Here is a 21,290-nt window from a genome sequence, read left to right as displayed (position 1 = left end):
ATGGCGCTCTCGAAAGGGTGGGTAGGTTTTCGGCCGATCAAAATCGCCGGCTCTCTTGCATGAGTAAGTGACGGATCCCGACAAGTTCCCCATGCGCTATAAAAAGAATGGCGGCATACGCCTGGGCAAAGGATAACCCCTGTGCAGGCGCGGCAGCAGTGGAATGTGCGATTTTGCGCCCAGCGCTGTGAGAAAATTCGATCATTACGTCAGTTTTGGGGCAAACTCTTTGGTTTTCATCGGTTCAACAAGGTTTAACTATGACCTCTGAGTCTTCGGTTGATGAGCAGCGATTCCGTAAGCTCCTGAGTCGCAACATCAGCCTGCCGCTGGGCGTCGGCGCCATCAGTGCGGTTTTCTTCGTGTCGCTGATCACCTATCTGCTGTCGACCATCCAGTGGGTCGAACACACGGACCGGGTGATCAATAACGCCAATGAGGCGGTCAAGCTCACAGTCGACCTGGAAACCGGCATGCGCGGTTTCCTGCTCACCAGCGATGACAAGTTCCTTGAACCCTATGAAACGGCCAAGCCGCGCATCGATGTCGTGCTCAAGACCCTGCTCGAGCTGACCGCCGACAACCCGGTCCAGACTGACCGCTTGCACAGGCTGGAGTCCTTGCAGCAGGAGTGGGCCGGTTACGCGCAATCGATGATCGAACTGCAGCGCGCCAACGGTGACTACCGCGGGGCGGTCAGGGCCGGGAAAGGCAAGCGCCTGACCGATGAGATCCGCAAGCAGTACGAAGACGTGATCGACATGGAGCAGCAGTTGCGCGCCACGCGCAACGAGGAAGTGCGTCGTACCACAATCTGGAGCATCACCCTTTATCTGTTGTTCATTGCCGCTATCAGCGCATTGCTGGCGTACATCGGTCGTCGCGATCTGGTCAATCTGTCGCAAAGCTACGCGGCGACCCTGGCGGCGCAACAGGCCAGTGCCCACCGGCTGGAGCAACAGGCCTGGCTGCGCAACGGCCAGACCCAACTGGCCGAACAAGTGCTGGGGCAACTGTCGCTGAACCTGCTCGGGCGCAACATCCTGCAGTTCTGCGCGCAGTACCTGGGCACTGCCGTGGCGGCCATTTATGTACGCGAAGAACACGGCGGTCTGCGCCGCGTGGCGTCCTATGGGTTTTCCCGTGAGCAGCAGGAGCGTGAGCAGCAGATCTACAGCGACGAAGGCATTGTCGGCCAGGTGGCGCAACAGGGCCGCCTGATTCGCCTGGACGATGTGCCCAGCGACTATTTCAAGGTCAGTTCCGGTCTTGGCGAAGGCTTGCCGCGCAGCGTGCTGGTGGTGCCGACCAGCGACGACGACAGGATCAACGGCGTGATCGAATTGGGCTTCCTGCGCCCGCTGACCGAGCGGGACATCGATCTGCTGGAGCTCATCGCCGGCAATATCGGCACCTCAATCGAGGCCGCGCGTTATCGCCAGCGCTTGCAGGAGGTGTTGGCCGAAACCCAGCAGCTCAACGAAGAACTGCAGGTGCAGCAGGAAGAACTCAAGACCGCCAACGAAGAGCTTGAAGAGCAGTCAAGGATTCTCAAGGAATCCCAGGCCCATCTGGAAACCCAGCAGGTCGAGCTGGAACAGACCAACGAACAGCTCGCCGAACAGGCGCAGGTACTGGCCGACCAACGCGACGCCATGGACCTGAAGAATACCGAGCTCAATCAGGCCCAGACCCAGCTCGAAGAGCGTGCCGAAGAATTGCAGCGTTCGAGCAAGTACAAGTCCGAATTCCTTGCCAACATGTCCCACGAGCTGCGCACGCCGTTGAACAGCTCGCTGATCCTGGCCAAGTTGCTGGCGGAAAACCCGCAGGAAAACCTCAGTGCCGAACAGGTCAAGTTCGCCGAGTCGATCTACTCGGCCGGCAACGACTTGCTTAACCTGATCAACGACATTCTCGATATTTCCAAGGTCGAAGCCGGCAAACTGGAGATACGCCCGGAAAACACCAGCGTTGCGCGCCTGGTAGACGGCTTGCGCGGAATGTTCCAGCCCCTGGCGGCGGACAAGCAACTGGAGTTTGCGGTCGAGTTGCAGGACGGCGCGCCATTGATGATGTATACCGACCGCCAGCGCGTGGAGCAGGTGATCAAGAATCTGCTCTCAAACGCCGTGAAGTTCACCGAGCGAGGCCGTGTCAGCCTGACCGTGAGCGCGGCGCCGAACAACGGCATAGCCTTTATTGTCAGCGATTCGGGGATCGGCATTGCCGACGATCAACAGGAAATCATTTTCGAAGCCTTTCGCCAGGCCGACGGCACCACCAATCGTCGTTATGGCGGGACAGGCCTGGGCCTGTCGATTTCCCGCGACCTGGCCGCGCTGCTCGGCGGCTCGATCAACGTCACCAGCACGCCGGGGCAGGGCAGCGCGTTCAGCCTGATCCTGCCGCTGCAATATGTCGAACCGGGCGAGGAGCCCGTCGAGCCGATGCGTGCCTCGCCCACCCACACGAGCACCCGGGTTGCGCCCGTCGCGATAGCGCAGGCACCGGTCCAGGAGATCGCGCGTTTCGACGATGACCGTCTCAAGGCACCTTTCGACGTGCGCTGTATCCTGGTGGTGGAGGACGAGCCGAATTTTGCCCACATCCTCTATGACCTTGCCCATGAACTGGGTTACCAGTGCCTTGTGGCCCACGGCGCCGACGAAGGCTACGACCTGGCCCGGCAATTCGTTCCGGATGCCATTCTGCTGGACATGCGCCTGCCGGACCATTCCGGGCTCACCGTGTTGCAACGCCTCAAGGAGCACGCCGAGACCCGGCATATTCCGGTGCATGTGATTTCCGTCGAAGACCGGGTCGAAGCGGCGATGCACATGGGCGCCATCGGTTATGCGGTCAAGCCGACCACCCGCGAAGAACTCAAGGAGGTGTTTGGGCGCCTGGAAGCCAAGCTGACCCAGAAGGTCAAGCGCGTGTTGCTGGTCGAGGACGACGATCTGCAACGCGACAGCATCTCCCGGCTGATCGGCGATGAAGACATAGAGATCACCGCCGTCGGTCTGGCGCAGGATGCCCTGGCACTGCTGCGCACCACCGTGTTCGATTGCATGATCATCGACCTCAAGCTGCCGGACATGCTCGGCAACGATCTGCTCAAGCGCATGTCCACTGAGGACATCTGCTCGTTCCCGCCGGTGATTGTCTATACCGGGCGCAACCTGACCCGGGACGAAGAGGCCGAACTGCGCAAGTATTCGCGCTCGATCATCATCAAGGGCGCGCGTTCCCCCGAGCGCCTGCTGGACGAAGTGACACTTTTTCTGCACAAAGTCGAATCACGGTTGTCCCATGACCGGCAGAAGATGCTCAAGACCGCCCGCAGCCGCGACAAGGTGTTCGAGGGGCGCAAGGTGCTGCTGGTGGACGACGATGTTCGCAACATCTTTGCCCTCACCAGTGCGCTGGAGCAAAAGGGCGCCGTCGTGGTCATCGGCCGAAACGGTCGTGAAGCGATCGAGCGATTGAATGAATTCGAAGACATCGATCTGGTGTTGATGGACGTGATGATGCCGGAAATGGATGGTTTCGAAGCCACCACCTTGATCCGCAAAGAGCCGCGCTGGCGCAAGCTGCCGATCATCGCGGTGACGGCCAAGGCCATGAAGGACGATCAGGAGCGCTGCCTGCAGGCCGGCGCCAACGATTACCTGGCCAAGCCCATCGACCTCGATCGCCTGTTTTCGCTGATTCGTGTGTGGTTACCGAAGATGGAACGCATTTAGTGGAGCGTGATTATTCAGGGGAGCGCAGCAGCGAAATCGAACTGCGCTTGTTGATCGAGGCGATCTACCTCAAGTACAGCTACGATTTTCGCGATTACTCCGGCGCATCGATCAAGCGTCGGGTGGCGCACGCGTTGAGCCAGTTCGAATGCAACACCATCTCGGCGTTGCAGGAAAAGGTCCTGCACGATCCGACGGCGTTCATGCAGCTGCTGCAACTGCTGACGATCCCGGTCAGTGAAATGTTTCGCGACCCGTCGCACTTCCTGGCGATCCGCCGCGAGGTGGTGCCGTTGCTCAAGACTTACCCGTCGATCAAGATCTGGATCGCCGGGTGCAGCACCGGTGAGGAAGTCTATTCGATGGCCATCCTGCTGCGCGAAGAAGGCCTGCTCGAGCGCACCATCATCTACGCCACCGACATCAATCCGCGCTCGCTGGAAAAAGCCAAGCAGGGGATTTTCTCCATGGAGAATGTCCGCGCCTACACTTCCAACTACCAGCAGGCCGGGGGCCAGTGCTCCTTCGCCGACTACTACACGGCGGCCTATGGGTACGCGATTTTCGACAAGTCGTTGTGCGAAAACGTCACCTTCGCAGATCACAGCCTGGCAACGGACAGTGTGTTTTCAGAAACTCAATTAATTTCATGTCGCAATGTATTGATTTACTTCAATAAAAAACTACAGGATCGCGCCTTCGGGTTGTTTCATGAGTCGCTTTGCCACCGTGGTTTCCTGGTGCTGGGCAGCAAGGAAACCCCGGATTTTTCGGCCTTCGGCAACCAGTTCGAGCCGTTGGTCAAACAAGAACGGATCTATCGCAAAACATGAACAGTGCAACGGGCTTACCTTCCATTGAAGCGATTGTGATCGGTGCGTCGGCCGGCGGGGTAGAGGCGCTGCTGAACATCCTCGGACCCCTGCGTGAGGGGTTCGCATTGCCGATCATCGTGGTCCTGCACCTGCCGGACGAGCGCCGCAGCCATTTGGCGGAAGTTTTCGCCCGGCGTGTGTCGCTGCCGGTCCTGGAAGCCCGGGACAAGACCCCGGTCGAAGCCGGGACCCTGTATTTCGCCACGCCCGGGTATCACTTGTCGGTTGAACGGGACCGCAGTTTTTCCTTGAGCCTGGAGGACCGAGTGCATTATTCGCGGCCAGCCATCGATTATCTGTTCGAATCGTCCGCCGATGCCTACGGTCCGACCCTGGCCGCGGTGTTGCTGACCGGCGCCAACCAGGATGGCGCGCGAGGCTTGTCCCAGGTCAAGCAGCGTGGCGGGCTGACCATCGTCCAGGACCCGGAGGACGCCCAGGTCGCGACCATGCCCCAGGCGGCGCTGGATATCCTGCAACCCGACCACATACTCACCCTACGCGGCATCGGCCGTTTGCTTGTCGAGCTGGAAAGAATCGCATGCTAAGTAATATTCAGGCCAAACTGCTGATCGTCGACGATCTGCCGGAAAATCTGCTGGCGCTCGAAGCGCTGATCGCCCGTGAAGACCGTCTGGTCTACAAGGCGCTGTCTGCCGATGAGGCCTTGTCGCTGCTGTTGCAACACGAATTCGCGATGGCCATCCTCGACGTGCAGATGCCCGGCATGAATGGCTTCGAGCTGGCCGAGTTGATGCGCGGTACGGAAAAGACCCGGAACATCCCGATCGTGTTCGTCAGCGCCGCCGGTCGCGAATTGAACTACGCGTTCAAGGGCTACGAAAGCGGCGCCGTCGACTTCCTGCACAAACCCCTGGATATCCAGGCGGTCAAGAGCAAGGTCAACGTCTTCGTCGACCTTTACCGCCAGAGCAAGGCCATGAAACAACAGGTCGAAGCGCTGGAGCGCAGCCGCCGCGAGCAGGAAGCGCTGCTCCAGCAGTTGCAGAGTACCCAGCTGGAGCTGGAGCAGGCGGTGCGCATGCGCGATGATTTCATGTCCATCGTTGCCCATGAGGTGCGCACGCCGCTCAATGGCCTGATTCTCGAAACCCAGTTGCGCAAGATGCACCTGGCCCGGGACAACGCCGCGGCGTTTACCCTCGACAAGATGCACGCCATGGTCGATCGCGACGAACGGCAGATCAAAAGCCTGATCCGCCTGATCGAAGACATGCTGGATGTGTCACGCATCCGCACCGGCAAGTTGTCGATCCGCCCCACACACTTCGACCTGGCGGCGCTGGCTCGGGGTTTGGTACAGAATTTCGCCCCGCAGATCGAGGCCGCCGAGGCGTCGGTCAGTCTTGACGCCGAGCGACCGGTGATGGGCGATTGGGATGAATTTCGCATTGAACAGGTGATTTCCAACCTGCTGACCAACGCCTTGCGTTATGGCGCCAAGAGCCCGATCAGCCTTAAGGTGTACAGTGAGAACGGTGAGGCACGGGTCGAAGTCCGTGATAGCGGAATCGGCATCAGTGAAGAGAACCAACAGCGAATTTTCCAGCAATTCGAGCGCGTCTCGGCCAACCATGTTGCCGCCGGGCTGGGCCTGGGGTTGTTTATTTCCGAACAGATAGTTGCCGCCCATGGCGGCACCATTACCGTCGAAAGCCGGATTGGCGAAGGCGCCCTGTTTCGCGTTTGTCTGCCGCTGTAGGAAAACAGCCAGATAAACGCAACCTCTGATCGACCCCACGGTCGTATCAGCAGCTATTGACCGAACAAAGGCTTCCCATGAGTGAAGATGCACAAGATGTAGTCCTCGTCGTCGAGGACGATCCCTCTATCCTGATGGTGCTCTCGGCCTACCTGTCGGGGGAGGGCTACCGGGTCCTGCAGGCCGAAAACGGCGAGCAGGCCTTTGAGATCCTCGCCAGCAAGCCGCACCTGGACATGATGATCACCGACTTCCGCCTGCCGGGCGGGATCTCCGGCGTGCAGATCGCCGAGCCCGCGGTGAAGCTGCGACCCGAGCTCAAGGTGATTTTCATCAGCGGCTACGCCCAGGAAATCCGCGAGACGGACAGCCCGATCACGCGCAAGGCACCGATTCTGGAGAAGCCCTTCGATCTCGACCGTTTGCAGGAAATGATGCAGGAAATGCTGTCGTAGGAGCTGCCGAAGGCTGCGATCTTTTGACCTTGCTTTTTTATAGATCAAGATCAAAAGATCGCAGCCTGCGGCAGCTCCTACACAGGGAGTGGTGTGTTCTGAACGGGATCAGGCGCGAATCATCTCCTGCACCTTGGCCGTCAACAGGTCGAAGGTGAATGGCTTGGTGATCATCTGCATGCCCGGATCGAGGAACCCGCCGCGCACCGCCGCGTGCTCGGCATACCCGGTGATGAACAGGACCCTCAGGTCCGGCCGCAGCTGCCGGCCGATTTCCGCCAGTTGCCGGCCGTTTATGCCGGGCAGGCCGACGTCGCTGATCAACAGGTCGATGCGCTGGGTCGAGTCGAGGATCGGCATTGCCGTGTCGGCATCGCACGCCTCGACGAAGGCATAGCCCAAGTCGCCCAGCACGTTGCTGACCAATTGCCGCACCGCCGGATCGTCCTCGACGATCAGCACGGTCTCGCCGTTTTGCGCGTAGGGAGGATGTTCCGTGTCGATCGGCTGGTCCTCGGGCAGGTCTCCGCCAAAACGCGGCAGATACAGGTTAACCGTGGTGCCTGTGCCGACTTCGCTATAAATGGCGACATGCCCGCCCGATTGTTTGCTGAAGCCATAGATCATCGACAACCCGAGGCCGGTGCCCTGGCCAATGGGCTTGGTGGTAAAGAACGGGTCGAAGGCTCGATTGATCGTACTTTGCGGCATGCCGCAGCCATTGTCGGTGACGCTCAGTACCACGTAGTCGCCGGGCTTGAGGTTGCCGTGGGGCTGGGTGAATTCGGCGTCCAGGTGGCGGTTGGAGGTCTGCACCAGCAGTTTTCCGCCATTGGGCATGGCGTCGCGGGCATTGATGACCAGGTTGAGCAGGGCGCTTTCCAGTTGATTGGGGTCGGCTTCGGCGACCCACAGCTGCTCGTCCAACTGCATGTCCAGGTGAATGCTTTCGTTGATGCTGCGCTGCAACAGTTCGCCCATGGACACCACCAGGGTGTTCATCTGCACGGGCTTGGAATCGAGCGACTGGCGCCGGGAAAACGCCAGCAGCCGGTGGGTCAGGCTCGCGGCGCGGTTGGCCGAAGTCACGCCGAGGTCGATCAGGCTGTCGAGATCCTCGGTGCGCCCCCGGGCCAGGCGTCGGCGCAACAGTTCCAGGCTGCCGATGATGCCGGTCAGCATGTTGTTGAAGTCATGGGCGATGCCACCGGTGAGTTGGCCGACCGCTTCCATTTTTTGCGACTGACGCAACACTTCCTCGTTGTGGCGCAGTTGTGCGGTGCGCTCTTCGACCTGCTGCTCCAGGGTCTCGAGGGTATTTTGCAGGCGCAGCTCGCTTTGGCTCAGGTCCACCAGCCGATCCCTGGCTTCATATTGTCGTCGGCGTCCGCGCAGGGCGGCGGCGACCATGCTGATCAAGGTTTCCGGGTGGAAGGGCCGTTCCAGGTACGTGACATTGCCCAGGAGGGGGCCAAAGCGTGACGCCGGATTTTGTTCCGGGCCACCGTGGTGGGTCAGCAGCACGATCGGCAAATCGGACCAGGCCGGTTGTTGCTCGATCAGCCCGAGCAGCGGCTCAAGGTCGCTGTGCAGCAAGGCTTCGCTGGACATGAGCAACAAGCCGGCGCCTTGCTCCAGTTCCTGGCAAAGCCCCGGCAGGTCGTTGCTGACGACTCCGGCGAAGCCTGCCTCGTTGAGCAGCATCATGGCGATCTGACTGTCGCGCCCGAGCGGTGCAAGAATGATCGCTCGCTCGGACGTCGCTTCATGGACGGTCACGGGCTTTCATCCCCGAGCAGGGGATTGCTCGCGCCCAGGTAGGTTGGCACACCGCGCAACACGCCCTGGAAGGTTTCCAGCGGCTCGCCGATGGTCATGCCGTTGCCATTGATCTTGTATTCGCGGATGGTCGATTCATGGCTGCCGGTGCGTTTCTTGATGATCGAAATGGCTCGCCGTACCTTGCCCAGGGCTTCGAAATAGCGCAACAGGATGACCGTGTCGGCGAGGTAAGTGATGTCCACCGGGGCTTGCATGTCACCGACCAGGCCATGCTGGGCGACCGTCATGAAAGTCGCCGCGCCTTTGCGATTGAGGTACAGCAGCAGCTCGTGCATGTGCAGCACCAGGGCGTTTTCTTCGGGCATCGCCGCTTGATAGCCGTTGATGCTGTCGATCACCACGGTCTTGATGTCGCCCTCGTCGACGCAGCGCCGCACCCGGTGGGAAAACTCGCCAGGAGAGAGTTCGGCAGCATCCACTTGCTCGATCAGCAAATTGCCGGTGTCTTGCAAGACTTTCAAGTCGATGCCGATGTTCTTCATGCGTGCGAACAGCAGGCCCAGTTCTTCATCGAAGATGAACAGGGCCGCTTTCTCGCCTCGGGAGACGGCAGCGGCGGCAAAAATCATCGAGATCAACGACTTGCCAGTGCCGGCCGGGCCGAGGATCAGCGTGCTTGAGCCGGTCTCGATGCCGCCGCCGAGCAGCGCATCCATTTCGCGGATGCCGCTGGTCAATTGTTGGCGCAGGTAATCGCCCCGGTGCTCGGCGGCCACCAGGCGGGGGAACACGTGGACGCCGTCGCCCATGATGGTGAAGTCATGAAAACCGCCGCGGTATTTCTGGCCACGGTACTTCACCACGCGAACCCGGCGGCGCTCGGCGCCATAGTTGGGCGTCAGCTCCTCCAGGCGAACCACCCCGTGGGCGACGCTGTGCACGGTCTTGTCCAGGGATTCGGTGGTCAGGTCGTCGAGCAGCAGCACCGTGGCCTCGTAGCGCACGAAGTAGTGCTTGATGGCGAGGATCTGCCGGCGGTAACGCAGCGAGCTTTGCGCCAGCAGGCGAATCTCGGAGAGGCTGTCGAGCACCACGCGGGTTGGCCTGACGCGTTCGACCACTTCAAAAATCTGTTTGGTGGCCTCGCCCAGTTCCAGGTCCGAGGAATACAGCAGCGATTGCTGGTGCTCGGCCGTCAGCAGGCTTTCGGGGGGCGTCAGTTCGAAGATATGGACATTGTCGTCCAGCTCCCAGCCATGGGAGCGCGCACCCTGGCGCAATTCGCGTTCGGTTTCCGACAGGGTGATGTACAACGAGCGTTCGCCGGCTTTGGCGCCGGCCAACAAAAAGTGCAGGGCGACCGTGGTCTTGCCGGTACCGGGTTCTCCCTCAAGCAAAAACACGTGGCCGCGGGACAGTCCGCCATTGAGGATGTCATCGAGACCATCAATCCCTGTGGCGGCTTTTACGCTGATCAACTCGTTGGATGTAGACAAAAAATGCCCTCTCATGACTAGGGGAAGCGAGGCAGCAGGTAAAGCATAGCCGGCTACCTGTTCACTTGACCTTTGGCGGCAATGAGCGTTCAACTTTTGTAAGGAGATGGCGTTGGGTGTTCGCAACCATTGTAGGAGCCGGCTTGCCGGCGAAGGCGATCTCAAGGACGCCTTCGCCGGCAAGCCGGGCTCCTACAGAAGCGCGCAGAAACATGGCATGGTGTTGTGTAACGGATCTCCTAGAGCCCTTGCTGCAACGCCGGATCATCCGGATTCATCTGTTCCAGCTGCGCCAACAATATCTGCACGTTCTGCAACTGCCCGCTTTCCTTCCAGTAATTGATCAGCAGCACCCGTGCCCGACGATCGTTCGGATGCCGCTGAACGATTTCCTGCAGCTGTTTCTGCGCCGCTTCCAGTTCCTGTTCGTCATGCAGCATCGTGGCCAGGTCGTAGCGGTAATCCCTGTTGTTCGGCTCCAGCTCCACCGCCTTGGACAAACCCAGCAGGGCGAACTCGTTTTGGCCGTGATGCAGCAACCACATCCCCAGCGCATGTTGCAGATAGGCCGAATCGGGTTGGGCCTTGAGTTGTTTGGCCAACAGTTGGCGGGCGGCGTCGGCCTGGCCCAGTTTGTCCAGGACCTCGATCTGCATCACCAGTGCCGGCAGGTTGTCTGGCGCAAGGCGCAAGGTGTGTTCAAGGGCCTGCTGGGCCTCCTTGAATTCGGCATTGTGCAGGTACAACCGGGCCAGCTGATATTGGTTGTCGGCGCTTTCCGGGGCGCTTTTCAGTACCTGTTGCCAGGCATCGATGGCCTGCTCCAGCGGGCCGAAATACAGGCCAAGATCATCGGGCGACAAGCCCAGCAGCGCATTGACGGCGGCGAAGCGCACGCGCTGCTCGCTGTCATCGAGCAACGGCCCCAGCAACAGGCTGCGTTGACCACTGGGCACCAGCCCGCTGATGCTCCTGATCGCCGCGACACGGACCTGCGGCGCCTCATTCTGCAAGTCTGCATCCGCCAGTTTCAGCGCCACGGAACTGGGGTAGTTGGGCAGTTCGGCATGCAGCCAGACGCGCCGCTTGGGCGAAATGTCCGGGCGGGCCAATTGTTGGTAGAGCACCCGCGCGGCCCCCGGTTGGCCATTGCGGGCCGCCGTCAGCGCTTCGCTGTAGCCGCGCTTGATCGCTTCGGGCACCACCGGGGCGCTGCTGCGCAGGAACATCCAGGCAAGGCCGACGGCAAACAGGACACAGAGGCTGATGAGCAGATAGCGGCGGGACTGGGGCATGCAGAATCCGGAAGCTGGCAGGCTTGGGCAAAGCTGTCAGCTTCGGTCAGGCACGGCCTGGAGTCAAACCCTGACTGCGATACTCAAACCTGTCGAGACTGCGCCGCAGTGACTACGCTTGCTGGATTGGACTGGACAGGCGTGCCCATGCAAGCGCTGTTGTTATACTTCAAGGCAATGCTCAACCCCGGGCGCGGCGTGCTGCTGTTCGCCCTGCGCACCATCGCGGCCGGCCTGTTGACCCTGTACCTGGCGTTCGTATTCGATCTCGAGCAGCCCAAGTGGTCGATCATGGCCGTGGTCATCATCAGCCAACCCTTGGCCGGCATGGTGCTGGCGCGCAGTTTCGGCCAGGTCATCGGCACCACCCTGGGGGCGGCGGTGGCCGTGGTGATCATGGCGATCTTCCCCCAGGCGCCGCTGCCTTTCCTCATCACCTTGTCCCTGTGGCTGGCGCTGTGCACCGCCGGTGGCACCTTGTTGCGCTATACCAGTTCCCAGGCCTTTGTCCTGAGCGGCTACACGGCGGTGGTCGTGGCGCTGCTGGCGGTGCCTGATCAGGATGGCACCTTCATGCTCGCCGTTACCCGCGTGACCGAGACGCTGCTGGCGGTGGCGTGCGTCTGCGTCGTCAGCCTGCTGACCGCGCGCCCGGAGGCGGTGGCCAAGGAGTATTTCGACAGGATCGATCAGGTCATCAAGCTGCTGGCAACCCATGCCAGTGCCGTCATCCGCACCGAGGAAAGCGAGGCAGACTTTCACCGTCGGCAAATGCAGCTGCTGGGGCAGATCAGTGCGCTGGAGGGGGTACGCCGGCATCTGTATTACGACGCGCCGCGACTGCGCAGCGCCGACGACCTGGTGCAATTGCTCGGCAACCAACTGTTGCTGCTGACCGCCCGACTCACCGCCTTGCGCCACCAGCGCGAGTTGCTGCTGGAGCGCTGGGAAGGCGAGATCCCGAGCGAAATACAGCATTTGCTCGGCGAAGAACTGGTGTTCCTCGATGAACTGGCCCGCCAAGGACGTGCGCTGCCGGCTGAGCAGCGGCGCCAGTTTGCAGCGTTGCAGCAGCGTTTCGATGCACTGGCCTACCGCTCCGAGCAACTGACCGAGCCTTTGAAGGCGACCTTGCGCTCACTGTCCTGGTCATTGCGTTGGGAACAGGCGCGAATGCTCGAGCAGCTTGAAACGATTCTGGAACTGAGCGATGTGATCCAGAGCGGACGCAAGGCCAGCAGCGTGTTTCGCGGCCAGGCCAATCCGCTGCACCTGGATTTCACCCTGGCGACGATGAACGCCATCCGCGCCTGGTGCGCCCTGATGGTCGCCGGCCTGATCTGGATCGAAACCGGTTGGGACGGGGCGCGGGGCGGGATGGTGGTGACGGGGATCCTGTGCTCGCTGATGGCGACGTTTCCCCGGCCGTTACTGGCTGTGCAGAGCTATGCCCGGGGGCTGGGCCTGGCGCTGGTGGTGTCGTCGGTGCTGCAGTTCGCGCTGGTGCCGATGATCAGCAGTTTCGAACTGCTGGCCCTGCTGCTGGTGCCGTTGCTCTATGCCGTCGCGGTGGGGTTGTCCAGCCCGCCGACCACGGGCACGGGAATTGGCCTGGGGTTGACGACTTTCCTGTTGCTGGGCCCGACAAACACCGGTCTGGGGCAAAACACCGCGATCCAGTGGTTCGAGTTTGCCGGTGCCTACACCTGCGCCGCCGCGCTGGCATTGAGTGTGTATGCCTTGATCTTTCCGTTCCGGCCGGTCCTGCGCCTGCGCCGGTTGCATCACGAGAATTGCGAGCAGGTCTACGCGTTGTTGAAATCCCCGCCCACCGATAAAAACCAGTTCGCCTTCGAAAGCCGCATCGTCGACCGCCTGACCGCGATGCTCGGCCTGCTGCCGGCCATCCAGGACAAGCCAACAAAGGACCTGTTCGAAGTCAGTCTCGGTTGCATGGCCTTGGGCATCGCCTTGAACCAGCTTCGGCAGCAGGGGCAGGGCAACGCGCTGCTGAGTCCCGAGACGCAGGGTCGACTGTCCGCCACCGTGCGCGAAACCGGTCGGCTGGTCGCCGGGCGGCCCGGCATCGAAGTCGATCGCGTGCTCGACAGCCTGCACGGCCTGGGCGATGAACTGGACGCGCTGCACTGCAGTGTCCATGAACAGCTGTGGTCAGTGTTTCGCATGCGCGTGGCGCTGTTGATCGTGGTGTCGTTCCTGGAACGCCACCGTGCTCACTTTGAGCCCGAACCCTCGCCAGGAGTACCTGAACTTGCCCATTGATGTGGAAATAGGCGGCGTCTACCTGCCGCCGATCGCCCAGGCGCTATTGCTGGGGCTGCCGATTTTCCTGGTGCTGGACTGGCTGCTGCGGCGCCTCGGTGTGTTGCAGTTCGTCTGGCATGAAGCCTTGTTCGAAGGCGCGTTGTACGCCTGCGTGTGCGCGACGCTGATCCTGGTGATGGGAGCCTGATGCCGTGAAGAAGATCCTTGCCCATCTCACCACGCTGGCGGTGGTACTGCTGGCCTTCGTGCTCGGCTGGTTTGCCTGGGAGCATTACACCCGCGCCCCCTGGACCCGCGACGCACGGGTGCGGGCTGATGTGGTGACCCTGTCCGCCGATGTCGCCGGACGCATCGTCAACCTTGCCGTGCACGATAACCAGCATGTAGAGAAGGGCCAGTTGCTGCTGGAAATCGATCCCTCGCGTTATGCCCTGGCGGTGGAACACGGCAAGCGCGCGGTGGAAGTGTCGAAGGCCTCATTGGGGCAGTCGCAGGCGACCATTGTCGCCAGCCAGGCGTTGCTCAGGCAGCGGCAAAGCGAGGAGCGTCGCCGGCGGACGCTCAAGGAGCGTTCGGCGATCTCCGGCGAAGAGTGGGAAAAAGCCAGTACCGATGTGGCGGTGGCCGAGGCTGATCTGCTGCGCAACCAGGCCAACCTGGGGTTTGCCCAGGCCAATGTGCAACTGGCGAGCGCCGCATTGGCCGAAGCCGAACACGACCTGGAACGCACCCGGGTCGAATCGCCCATCAGCGGCTACGTCACCAACCTGCTGACCCGCCAGGGCGACTACGCCACCGCAGGCGGTCCCTTGGTGGCATTGGTGGACAGCGATTCGTTTTATGTCAGCGGCTACTTCGAGGAAACCAAACTGCCGCGCATCGAGGAGGGTGATCGGGTCGACATCGAGTTGATGAGTGGCGAACGTTTCGGTGGCACCGTGCAAAGCATCGCCTTCGCCATCGCCGACCGGGAAAACCTGCCGGGTGGACGCTTGCTGGCGAACATCAACCCCAGCTACACCTGGGTCAAGCTGGCGCAACGGGTGCCGGTAAGGATCAGGATCGACGATGACTATGCCGGTAAAGCGAAATTACGGGCGGGAACAACAGCGACCGTCACCGTCCAGGAACACCACTAACCCTGTAGGAGCTGGCTTGCCAGCGAATGCTAACCCTGTAGGAGCTGGCTTGCCAGCGAATGCGGTGGTTCAGTCACCTCAATGGTGAATGTGCCTCCGTCTTCGCTGGCAAGCCAGCTCCTACAGGGGGTGTTGTGGATTCAACACCGCGCACGCAAAAAAAGCCCCGCGACCGAATGAGACGCGGGGCCAAAAAATTGGTTGGTTGCGGCCAACCAAAGGAGCTCTGTAGAAAATCGTGTTACTTGCTGGCGACCGTCTCCGGCTGCCAGCCACCGCCAAGGGCCTTGTAGATCGCGACAATGCCGCGGTACAGGTCGACTTCGGCCTGGGCCTGGGTGTCTTCCGCGGCCAGGCGCTCACGCTGGGCATCGAGCAGCACGAGGAAGTCGGCGGTGCCTTCGCGGTAGCGGATCTCGGCGAGGTCGGCAGCCGAGCGGCTCGATTCGCTCTGGCGGATCAGCGAAATCAGCCGCTGCTGGCGTTTGCCGTAATCGCTGAAGGCGTTCTCCGATTCTTCCAGGGCCAGCAACACTTGCTGCTCGTAAGTCGCCAGGGCGCCTTCGGCATCGGCATCGGCGCCGCGCAAACGGGCGCGCACGCTGCCCAGGTCAAAGGCCGCCCAGGTGATGCTCGGGCCCAGTGCCCAGGCATTGGCCGCCGAGGAACCGATCTGCGAGCCACGCCCGGCGGTAAAACCAAGGAAGCCACTGAGGCTGACGCGCGGGAACAGATCCGCCTTGGCCACACCGATCCGTGCCGTGGCCGATGCGAGTTGGCGTTCGGCACTGCGAATGTCCGGACGGCGTTGCAGCAGCTCGCCCGGATCTCCGATCGGCAGGGCCTTGGCAATGGCCGGCAAGTCCTTCGGACGCAAGTCGACCGTGAGCTTGTCCGGACGCTCACCCAGCAGGGTCGCGATGCGGTTTTTCTGCCGCACCTGCTCGGCCTGCAATTGCGGCACGCTGGCTTCGACCGAGGCCAGGCGCGCGTCGGCGCGTTCCACGTCGAGCTGATCGCCGACGCCGGCATCGCGCAGGCTGATGGTGATCTTGCGCGACTCCTGCTGGTTCTGCAGGTTGGCCAGGGCGATTTTCTCACGCAGCTGCGCACCTCGCAGTTGGCCATAGGCGTCGACCAGTTCGGCAATCATGGTCACTTGCAGTTGGTACAGGTCGGCTTCGAACGCCTGTTGCTCGGCGTTGGCCGATTCCAGGTTGCGCTGGATGCGGCCGAACAGGTCGATCTCCCAGGCCATGTCCAGGCCCAGGTCGTAGCGCTCCTGATTGACCCGGTCGGTGGTCTCGCCCGGAATCTGCCCTTTGCCAATGTCACTGCTGACGCGGCTGGTGATGGTCGGCATGGCGTCATTGCTGACGTCATCACGAATCGCCCGGGCCGCTTTCCAGCGGGCAAACGCGACGCGCAAGTCGCGGTTGCCTTTCAGGGATTCAGTCACCAACTGGTTGAGCGTCGGGTCTTCGAACTGCTGCCACCAGATGCCTTCGAATCGCGAGCGGTCGAAGTTCTTCTGGCCGGCAGCGCCGTCGGTGGCCGTGGTGATGTGGGCCGGTTCAGTGGCTGGGGTCTGGTAGTCCGGGCCCACGGCACAGGCGCTCAGCGCCAATGCCAGCAGGCTCGGCAGGAAAGCTTTCAAACTCATCAGTGCGACTCCAGCTTCAAGTTGGCCTTGGCTGCTTTGCGCGCTTGGCCGCGTTCGACAAAGTTGCGAATCAGTACGTAGAACACCGGCGTCAGCAACAGACCGAAGAAGGTCACCCCGAGCATCCCGGAGAACACCGCTACACCCATGGCGTGACGCATCTCGGCACCGGCACCGCTGGAGAACACCAGGGGCACCACACCCATGATGAAGGCGAACGAGGTCATCAGGATCGGCCGCAGACGCAGGCGGCAGGCTTCCAGGACCGCGGCCAGCGGGTTCATGCCTTCGAGCTGTTTGTCCTTGGCGAACTCGACGATCAGGATCGCGTTCTTACAGGCAAGCCCCACCAGTACGATCAAGCCGATCTGGGTGAAGATGTTGTTGTCGCCGCCCGAAGCAATCACCCCGGTAATGGCCGACAGCAGGGTCATCGGCACGATCAGGATCACCGCCAGTGGCAGGCTCCAGCTTTCGTACTGCGCCGCGAGCACCAGGAACGCCAACAGTACGCAGAGCGGGAACACGAACAGCGCGGTGTTGCCGGACAGGATCTGCTGGTAGGTCAGGTCGGTCCACTCGTAGGTCATGCCGTTAGGCAGTTCTTCCTTGAGCAGTTTCTCGATGGCTTTTTCCGCCTGGCCGGAGCTGTAGCCGGGGGCTGCGGCACCGTTGATTTCCGCGGTGACGAAACCGTTGTAATGGGAGACGCGATCCGGGCCCGAGGTGTCGCTGACCTTGATGAAGGTCGCCAGCGGGATCATCTCGCCCTTGTTGTTGCGCACTTTCAACTGGCCGATCTGGTCGGACTCGAGACGGAACTGCTGCTCAGCCTGGACGTTGACCTGATAGGTGCGGCCGAAGCGGTTGAAGTCGTTGGCATACAGCGAACCCAGGTAGATCTGCAGGGTGTCGAAGATGTCGCTGACGGCCACGCCGTGGGTCTTGGCTTTTTCCCGGTCGATGGCGGCATCGACCTGCGGCACGTTCACCGTGTAGCTGGTGAACAGGCCCGCCAGTTCCGGAACACTGTGGCTCTTGGCGATGATGTTCATGGTTTCCTTGTACAGTTCTTCGTAGCCCAGGTTGCCCCGGTCTTCGATCTGCAGGCGGAAACCACCGATGGTGCCCAGGCCTTGTACCGGCGGCGGCGGGAAGATCGCCATGTAGGCTTCCTGGATGTCCGCGTACTGGCCGTTCAAGGCACCGGCAATCGCACCGGCGGACATGCTCGGGTCTTTACGCTCATCGAACGGTTTCAAGGTCACGAACACGATGCCGGCGTTCGGGCTATTGGTGAAACCGTTGATCGACAGGCCAGGGAAGGCCACTGCGCTTTCCACGCCTGGCTGTTTCAGGGCCAGGTCGGACATGCGCTTGATCACGTCTTCGGTGCGGTCCAGGCTCGAGGCATCCGGCAGTTGCGCGAAGGCCACCAGGTATTGCTTGTCCTGGCCGGGTACGAAACCGGTCGGGGTGCTGGAGAAACCGAAGAAGGTCAGCACCATCAGGCCGGCGTACAGCAGCAGGGCGATGCCGCTCGAGCGGATAACCCGGGCAACGGTGCCGACATAACCATGGCTGGCCTTTTCAAAGAAGCGGTTGAACGGACGGAACAACCAGCCGCCAAACAGCTTGTCCAGGACCTTGGAGAAACGGTCTTTCGGTGCGTCATGGCCTTTGAGCAACACGGCAGCCAGGGCCGGTGACAGGGTCAGGGAGTTGAAGGCCGAGATCACCGTCGAAATGGCAATGGTCAGGGCGAACTGCTTGTAGAACTGCCCGGTGAGGCCGGAGATGAACGCGGCCGGTACAAATACCGCACAGAGCACCAGCGCCGTGGCAATGATCGGGCCGGTCACCTCACGCATGGCGCGCTTGGTGGCTTCCACCGGCGTGAGTCCAAGTTCGATGTTGCGCTCGACGTTCTCCACCACCACGATCGCATCGTCCACCACGATACCGATCGCCAGTACCAGGCCGAACAGCGACAGGGCGTTCAACGAGAAGCCGAACAGATGCATCACGGCAAAGGTACCGATCAGCGAGACGGGCACCGCCACCAACGGAATGATCGAGGCGCGCCAGGTCTGCAGGAACAGGATCACTACCAGGACCACCAGGATCAGCGCCTCGAACAGGGTATGAACCACCGCCTCGATGGAGCCGCGCACGAAGATGGTCGGGTCGTAGACGATGCTGAAGTCCATGCCTTCGGGGAAGCCCTTCTTCAGTTCGGCCATTTTCGCCCGGACTTCATTGGAGATCTCGATGGCGTTGGAGCCAGGGCGCTGGAAGATCGGGATCGCCACCGCCGGCTGGTTGTTCAGCAGGGAACGCAGGGCGTATTGGCTGGAACCCAGCTCGACGCGGGCGATGTCCTTGAGGCGAGTGATTTCACCGTTTTCGCCAGAGCGAATGATGATGTTCTCGAACTCTTCTTCACTGACCAGACGGCCCTGGGTGTTGACCGACAACTGGAAGCTTTGCGCATTCGGGGCAGGGGGAGCGCCCAGTGCACCCGCAGCCACTTGACGGTTCTGCTCACGAATGGCGGTTACAACATCAGTTGCAGTCAGGTTACGCGAAGCGGTCTTGTTCGGATCGAGCCAGACACGCAGCGAATAGTCGCCCATGCCGAACAGCTGCACATCACCGACACCGCCCAGGCGCGCCAACTCATCCTTGATGTTGAGGATCGCATAGTTGGACAGGTACAGCATGTCGTAGCGTTTGTCTGGCGAGGTCAAGTGCACCACCATCGTCAGGTCGGGCGACGCCTTGTCCACGGTGATACCGATGCGCGTCACTTCCTCGGGAAGTTTCGGCTCGGTGCGGGTCACGCGGTTCTGCACCTGTACCTGAGCGTTGTCCAGGTCCGTGCCCAACGCGAAGGTGATGGTCAGGGTGATCTTGCCGTCGGCGGTCGACTGCGAGGACATGTACAGCATGTTCTCGACGCCGGTGATCGCCTGCTCCAGGGGAGCGGCTACGGTTTCACCGATGACTTTCGGGTTGGCACCCGGGAAGTTGGCGCGCACGACAACGGTCGGCGGTACCACTTCCGGGTATTCGCTGATCGGCAATTGGAACAGCGAGATCGCACCGGCGATCAGGATCAGCAGCGACAGCACCGCTGCGAAGATCGGCCGTGAAATGAAGAATTGGGAAAAATTCATCGGAGTCGTTATCCCTTAACCGCGTGGAGTCGCGGCAGCCACTTTCACAACCGTACCCGGCGCGACCTTGGCAGGCGCGACTTGGGGCAGGTTGCTGGCTTCCAGCGCTTGTCGTTGTTGGGCCAGGGCCGCGAGGGTTTGCTCGGTGGCCATCGGGATCACTTCAGGGGTGACTGGCGAGCCCGGGCGTACCCGCTGCAGACCCTTGACGATGATGGTGTCGTCCTTGTTCAGGCCGTTGCGCACGATGCGCAGGCCTTCGATTTTCGGACCCAGCTCCACGGCGCGATACGCCGTTTTGTTGTCAGCATCCATCACCAGCACGAATTTCTTGCCCAGGTCCGTACCCACCGCCTCATCGTTGATCAACATGGCGTTGTAGGTGCCGCTGCCCACCAGTTTCAGGCGCGCGTAAAGGCCAGGGGTGTAGCTACCGTCGCTGTTGTCGAACACGGCGCGACCGCGGATGGTGCCGGTCTTCGGGTTGACCTGGTTGTCGACGAAGTTCATCACACCCTGGTGCGGGTTGCCGTCTTCGTTGGACAGACCCATGTACACCGGGGTGGTGGCGCCGCGTTTGCCCTGGCGGGCGAGCTGGGTGTACTTGAGGAACACACGCTCGTCGGCATCGAAGTAGGCGTAGACCTTGTCGGTGGAGACCACACTGGTCAGCGGGGTGGTATCGGCAGTCACCAGGTTGCCGGCGGTGATTTCCGCACGGCTGACGCGACCGCTGATGGGCGCGGTGACACGGGTGAAGCTCAGGTTCAGTTTGGCCAGGTCGAGCTGTGCTTGCAGGGCACCAACGGCGGCGCGGGCTTCCTGGGCAGCGCTGGTCCGCGAGTCGGCCAATTCGGCGGAGATCGCATTGCTGGTGCGCAGGCGTTCGCCGCGCTGGGCTTCGTTTTCGCTGCGGGTGGCGTTGGCGCGGGACTGGGCGACCAGGGCTTCGAGGCGACGAACCTCAGCCTGGAACGGGCGCGGGTCGATCTGGAACAGCAGGTCGCCTTTCTTGACCAGGGCGCCTTCAGTGAAGGCCACTTCATCGATCTGGCCCGAGACCCGTGGACGAATCTCGACGGTTTCCGGCGCTTCGAGGCGTCCGGTGAATTCGTCCCACTCGTTGACCGGTTGCTCCAGCACCTTGGCCACGCTGACCTTGGCTGCGGGCAGGCTGGCGGCAGTCTCTGGCGCCTTGCCGCAGGCGCTCATCACCACGACGGCCAACAGGGCCAACGGCAAGCGCAAATGTTTGAATGACTGTTCCATGGATGCATCCGCCAATGTATTAAGATTGGCGAATGATGCTCGGCAGGGTGGTATCGCACGAATCGAATGGGGCGAAGGTAACTATCATTCGGAATGATAGGAGAGGCCTGGGCAGCTCTCTAGCCTGCACCTTGCGTCAGGAGGCAATCAACCCGGTTGATGGAAATTGTGTGTTTCCGGATTCGCAATGGTCCCTGTGGGCTGGCTTGCCGGCGATGGCGGCCTCAAGGTCGACCAATCTCCTGCGGCTGTACCCGAGTAACTGTAGGAGCGAGCATGCTCGCGAAGAACCTGAGAGCACCGCGTGGTGTCAGGATCCCCGCGTCATCGTTGACCTCCATCGCGAGCAAGCTTGCTCCTACAAGGGCCCGACGCATCG

The 21,290-nt window shown here is 61.4% G+C and carries 14 protein-coding genes and 1 pseudogene; 8 read left to right on the top strand and 7 right to left on the bottom strand.

The annotated features are described in order from the left end of the window. Positions 1 to 260 precede the first annotated feature (260 nt). The 5 genes from DKB71_RS17895 (at position 261) to DKB71_RS17875 (ending at position 6,802) form a co-directional block, all read left to right on the top strand. The gene (locus DKB71_RS17895) at positions 261 to 3,749 is read left to right on the top strand and encodes a response regulator (RefSeq protein WP_408596284.1); all 3,489 of its coding nucleotides are present in this window, start codon (positions 261 to 263) and stop codon (positions 3,747 to 3,749) included. After that, positions 3,749 to 4,582 carry a protein-glutamate O-methyltransferase CheR gene (locus DKB71_RS17890; RefSeq protein ID WP_274075816.1) on the top strand — a complete coding sequence of 278 codons (834 nt, stop codon included), beginning with the start codon at positions 3,749 to 3,751 and terminating at the stop codon, positions 4,580 to 4,582. The genes DKB71_RS17895 and DKB71_RS17890 overlap by 1 nt, the downstream gene beginning before the upstream one ends. After that, on the top strand, positions 4,579 to 5,172 hold the full coding sequence (locus DKB71_RS17885; RefSeq protein WP_274075815.1) for a chemotaxis protein CheB: 594 nt from the start codon (positions 4,579 to 4,581) through the stop codon (positions 5,170 to 5,172). Before DKB71_RS17890 ends, DKB71_RS17885 begins: the two co-directional genes overlap by 4 nt. Beyond that, positions 5,166 to 6,347 (top strand): ATP-binding protein, encoded by a 1,182-nt coding sequence (locus tag DKB71_RS17880; protein ID WP_408596281.1) that lies wholly within the window; start codon positions 5,166 to 5,168, stop codon positions 6,345 to 6,347. Before DKB71_RS17885 ends, DKB71_RS17880 begins: the two co-directional genes overlap by 7 nt. 77 nt (positions 6,348 to 6,424) lie before the next feature. After that, complete coding sequence (locus tag DKB71_RS17875) at positions 6,425 to 6,802, top strand: response regulator (protein ID WP_274075813.1); 378 nt, start codon at positions 6,425 to 6,427, stop codon at positions 6,800 to 6,802. Between the two features lie 108 nt (positions 6,803 to 6,910). Here DKB71_RS17875 and DKB71_RS17870 read toward each other — a convergent pair whose 3' ends face one another. The 3 genes from DKB71_RS17870 to DKB71_RS17860 form a co-directional block, all read right to left on the bottom strand. Continuing rightward, a complete protein-coding gene (locus DKB71_RS17870) occupies positions 6,911 to 8,581 on the bottom strand; it encodes an ATP-binding protein (RefSeq protein WP_408596279.1) in 1,671 nt (556 codons plus the stop codon). Next, positions 8,578 to 10,080, bottom strand: coding sequence for an ATPase domain-containing protein (locus tag DKB71_RS17865; RefSeq protein WP_323628378.1), 1,503 nt, complete (start codon positions 10,078 to 10,080; stop codon positions 8,578 to 8,580). The genes DKB71_RS17870 and DKB71_RS17865 overlap by 4 nt, the downstream gene beginning before the upstream one ends. Positions 10,081 to 10,319: 239 nt before the next feature. Further along, positions 10,320 to 11,375 (bottom strand): tetratricopeptide repeat protein, encoded by a 1,056-nt coding sequence (locus tag DKB71_RS17860; protein ID WP_408596276.1) that lies wholly within the window; start codon positions 11,373 to 11,375, stop codon positions 10,320 to 10,322. Between the two features lie 147 nt (positions 11,376 to 11,522). Between DKB71_RS17860 and DKB71_RS17855 the strand changes: the two genes are divergently transcribed. The 3 genes from DKB71_RS17855 to DKB71_RS17845 are packed head-to-tail and all read left to right on the top strand — an operon-like array spanning position 11,523 to position 14,800. Further along, positions 11,523 to 13,658, top strand: a complete 2,136-nt coding sequence (locus tag DKB71_RS17855; protein WP_408596274.1) for an FUSC family protein — start codon at positions 11,523 to 11,525, stop codon at positions 13,656 to 13,658. Then, a complete protein-coding gene (locus DKB71_RS17850) occupies positions 13,648 to 13,848 on the top strand; it encodes a DUF1656 domain-containing protein (protein ID WP_274075808.1) in 201 nt (66 codons plus the stop codon). Before DKB71_RS17855 ends, DKB71_RS17850 begins: the two co-directional genes overlap by 11 nt. A 4-nt stretch (positions 13,849 to 13,852) precedes the next feature. Continuing rightward, positions 13,853 to 14,800 (top strand): efflux RND transporter periplasmic adaptor subunit, encoded by a 948-nt coding sequence (locus DKB71_RS17845; RefSeq protein WP_408596272.1) that lies wholly within the window; start codon positions 13,853 to 13,855, stop codon positions 14,798 to 14,800. 241 nt (positions 14,801 to 15,041) lie between these two features. Here the strand turns inward: DKB71_RS17845 and DKB71_RS17840 are convergent, their stop codons facing one another. The 4 genes and pseudogenes from DKB71_RS17840 to DKB71_RS17825 form a co-directional block, all read right to left on the bottom strand. Further along, on the bottom strand, positions 15,042 to 16,463 hold the full coding sequence (locus tag DKB71_RS17840) for a TolC family protein (protein WP_323607902.1): 1,422 nt from the start codon (positions 16,461 to 16,463) through the stop codon (positions 15,042 to 15,044). Beyond that, on the bottom strand, positions 16,463 to 19,642 hold the full coding sequence (locus tag DKB71_RS17835) for an efflux RND transporter permease subunit (RefSeq protein ID WP_323607903.1): 3,180 nt from the start codon (positions 19,640 to 19,642) through the stop codon (positions 16,463 to 16,465). Before DKB71_RS17835 ends, DKB71_RS17840 begins: the two co-directional genes overlap by 1 nt. A 15-nt stretch (positions 19,643 to 19,657) precedes the next feature. Next, on the bottom strand, positions 19,658 to 20,911 hold the full coding sequence (mexE, locus tag DKB71_RS17830; protein WP_274075804.1) for a multidrug efflux RND transporter periplasmic adaptor subunit MexE: 1,254 nt from the start codon (positions 20,909 to 20,911) through the stop codon (positions 19,658 to 19,660). A gap of 260 nt (positions 20,912 to 21,171) precedes the next feature. Next, positions 21,172 to 21,288: pseudogene (locus DKB71_RS17825) on the bottom strand (outer membrane lipoprotein carrier protein LolA); the annotation flags it as partial. Between the last annotated feature and the right edge of the window lie 2 nt (positions 21,289 to 21,290).

Source organism: Pseudomonas sp. PLMAX, assembly GCF_046042685.1.
In the GTDB taxonomy this organism is placed as follows: domain Bacteria; phylum Pseudomonadota; class Gammaproteobacteria; order Pseudomonadales; family Pseudomonadaceae; genus Aquipseudomonas; species Aquipseudomonas putida_AE.
The sequence above is the reverse complement of the archived record's forward strand: the minus strand, read 5'-3'. Positions and strand labels throughout refer to the sequence as shown.

What these genes read in the sequence shown, in the direction of transcription:
- DKB71_RS17880 (WP_408596281.1), top strand. Translation starts at nt 5,166, where the DNA reads ATGCTAAGTAATATTCAGGCCAAACTGCTGATCGTCGACGATCTGCCG.
- DKB71_RS17855 (WP_408596274.1), top strand. Translation starts at nt 11,523, where the DNA reads ATGCAAGCGCTGTTGTTATACTTCAAGGCAATGCTCAACCCCGGGCGC.
- DKB71_RS17885 (WP_274075815.1), top strand. Translation starts at nt 4,579, where the DNA reads ATGAACAGTGCAACGGGCTTACCTTCCATTGAAGCGATTGTGATCGGT.
- DKB71_RS17840 (WP_323607902.1), bottom strand. Translation starts at nt 16,463, where the DNA reads ATGAGTTTGAAAGCTTTCCTGCCGAGCCTGCTGGCATTGGCGCTGAGC.
- DKB71_RS17895 (WP_408596284.1), top strand. Translation starts at nt 261, where the DNA reads ATGACCTCTGAGTCTTCGGTTGATGAGCAGCGATTCCGTAAGCTCCTG.
- mexE (WP_274075804.1), bottom strand. Translation starts at nt 20,911, where the DNA reads ATGGAACAGTCATTCAAACATTTGCGCTTGCCGTTGGCCCTGTTGGCC.
- DKB71_RS17875 (WP_274075813.1), top strand. Translation starts at nt 6,425, where the DNA reads ATGAGTGAAGATGCACAAGATGTAGTCCTCGTCGTCGAGGACGATCCC.
- DKB71_RS17860 (WP_408596276.1), bottom strand. Translation starts at nt 11,375, where the DNA reads ATGCCCCAGTCCCGCCGCTATCTGCTCATCAGCCTCTGTGTCCTGTTT.
- DKB71_RS17835 (WP_323607903.1), bottom strand. Translation starts at nt 19,642, where the DNA reads ATGAATTTTTCCCAATTCTTCATTTCACGGCCGATCTTCGCAGCGGTG.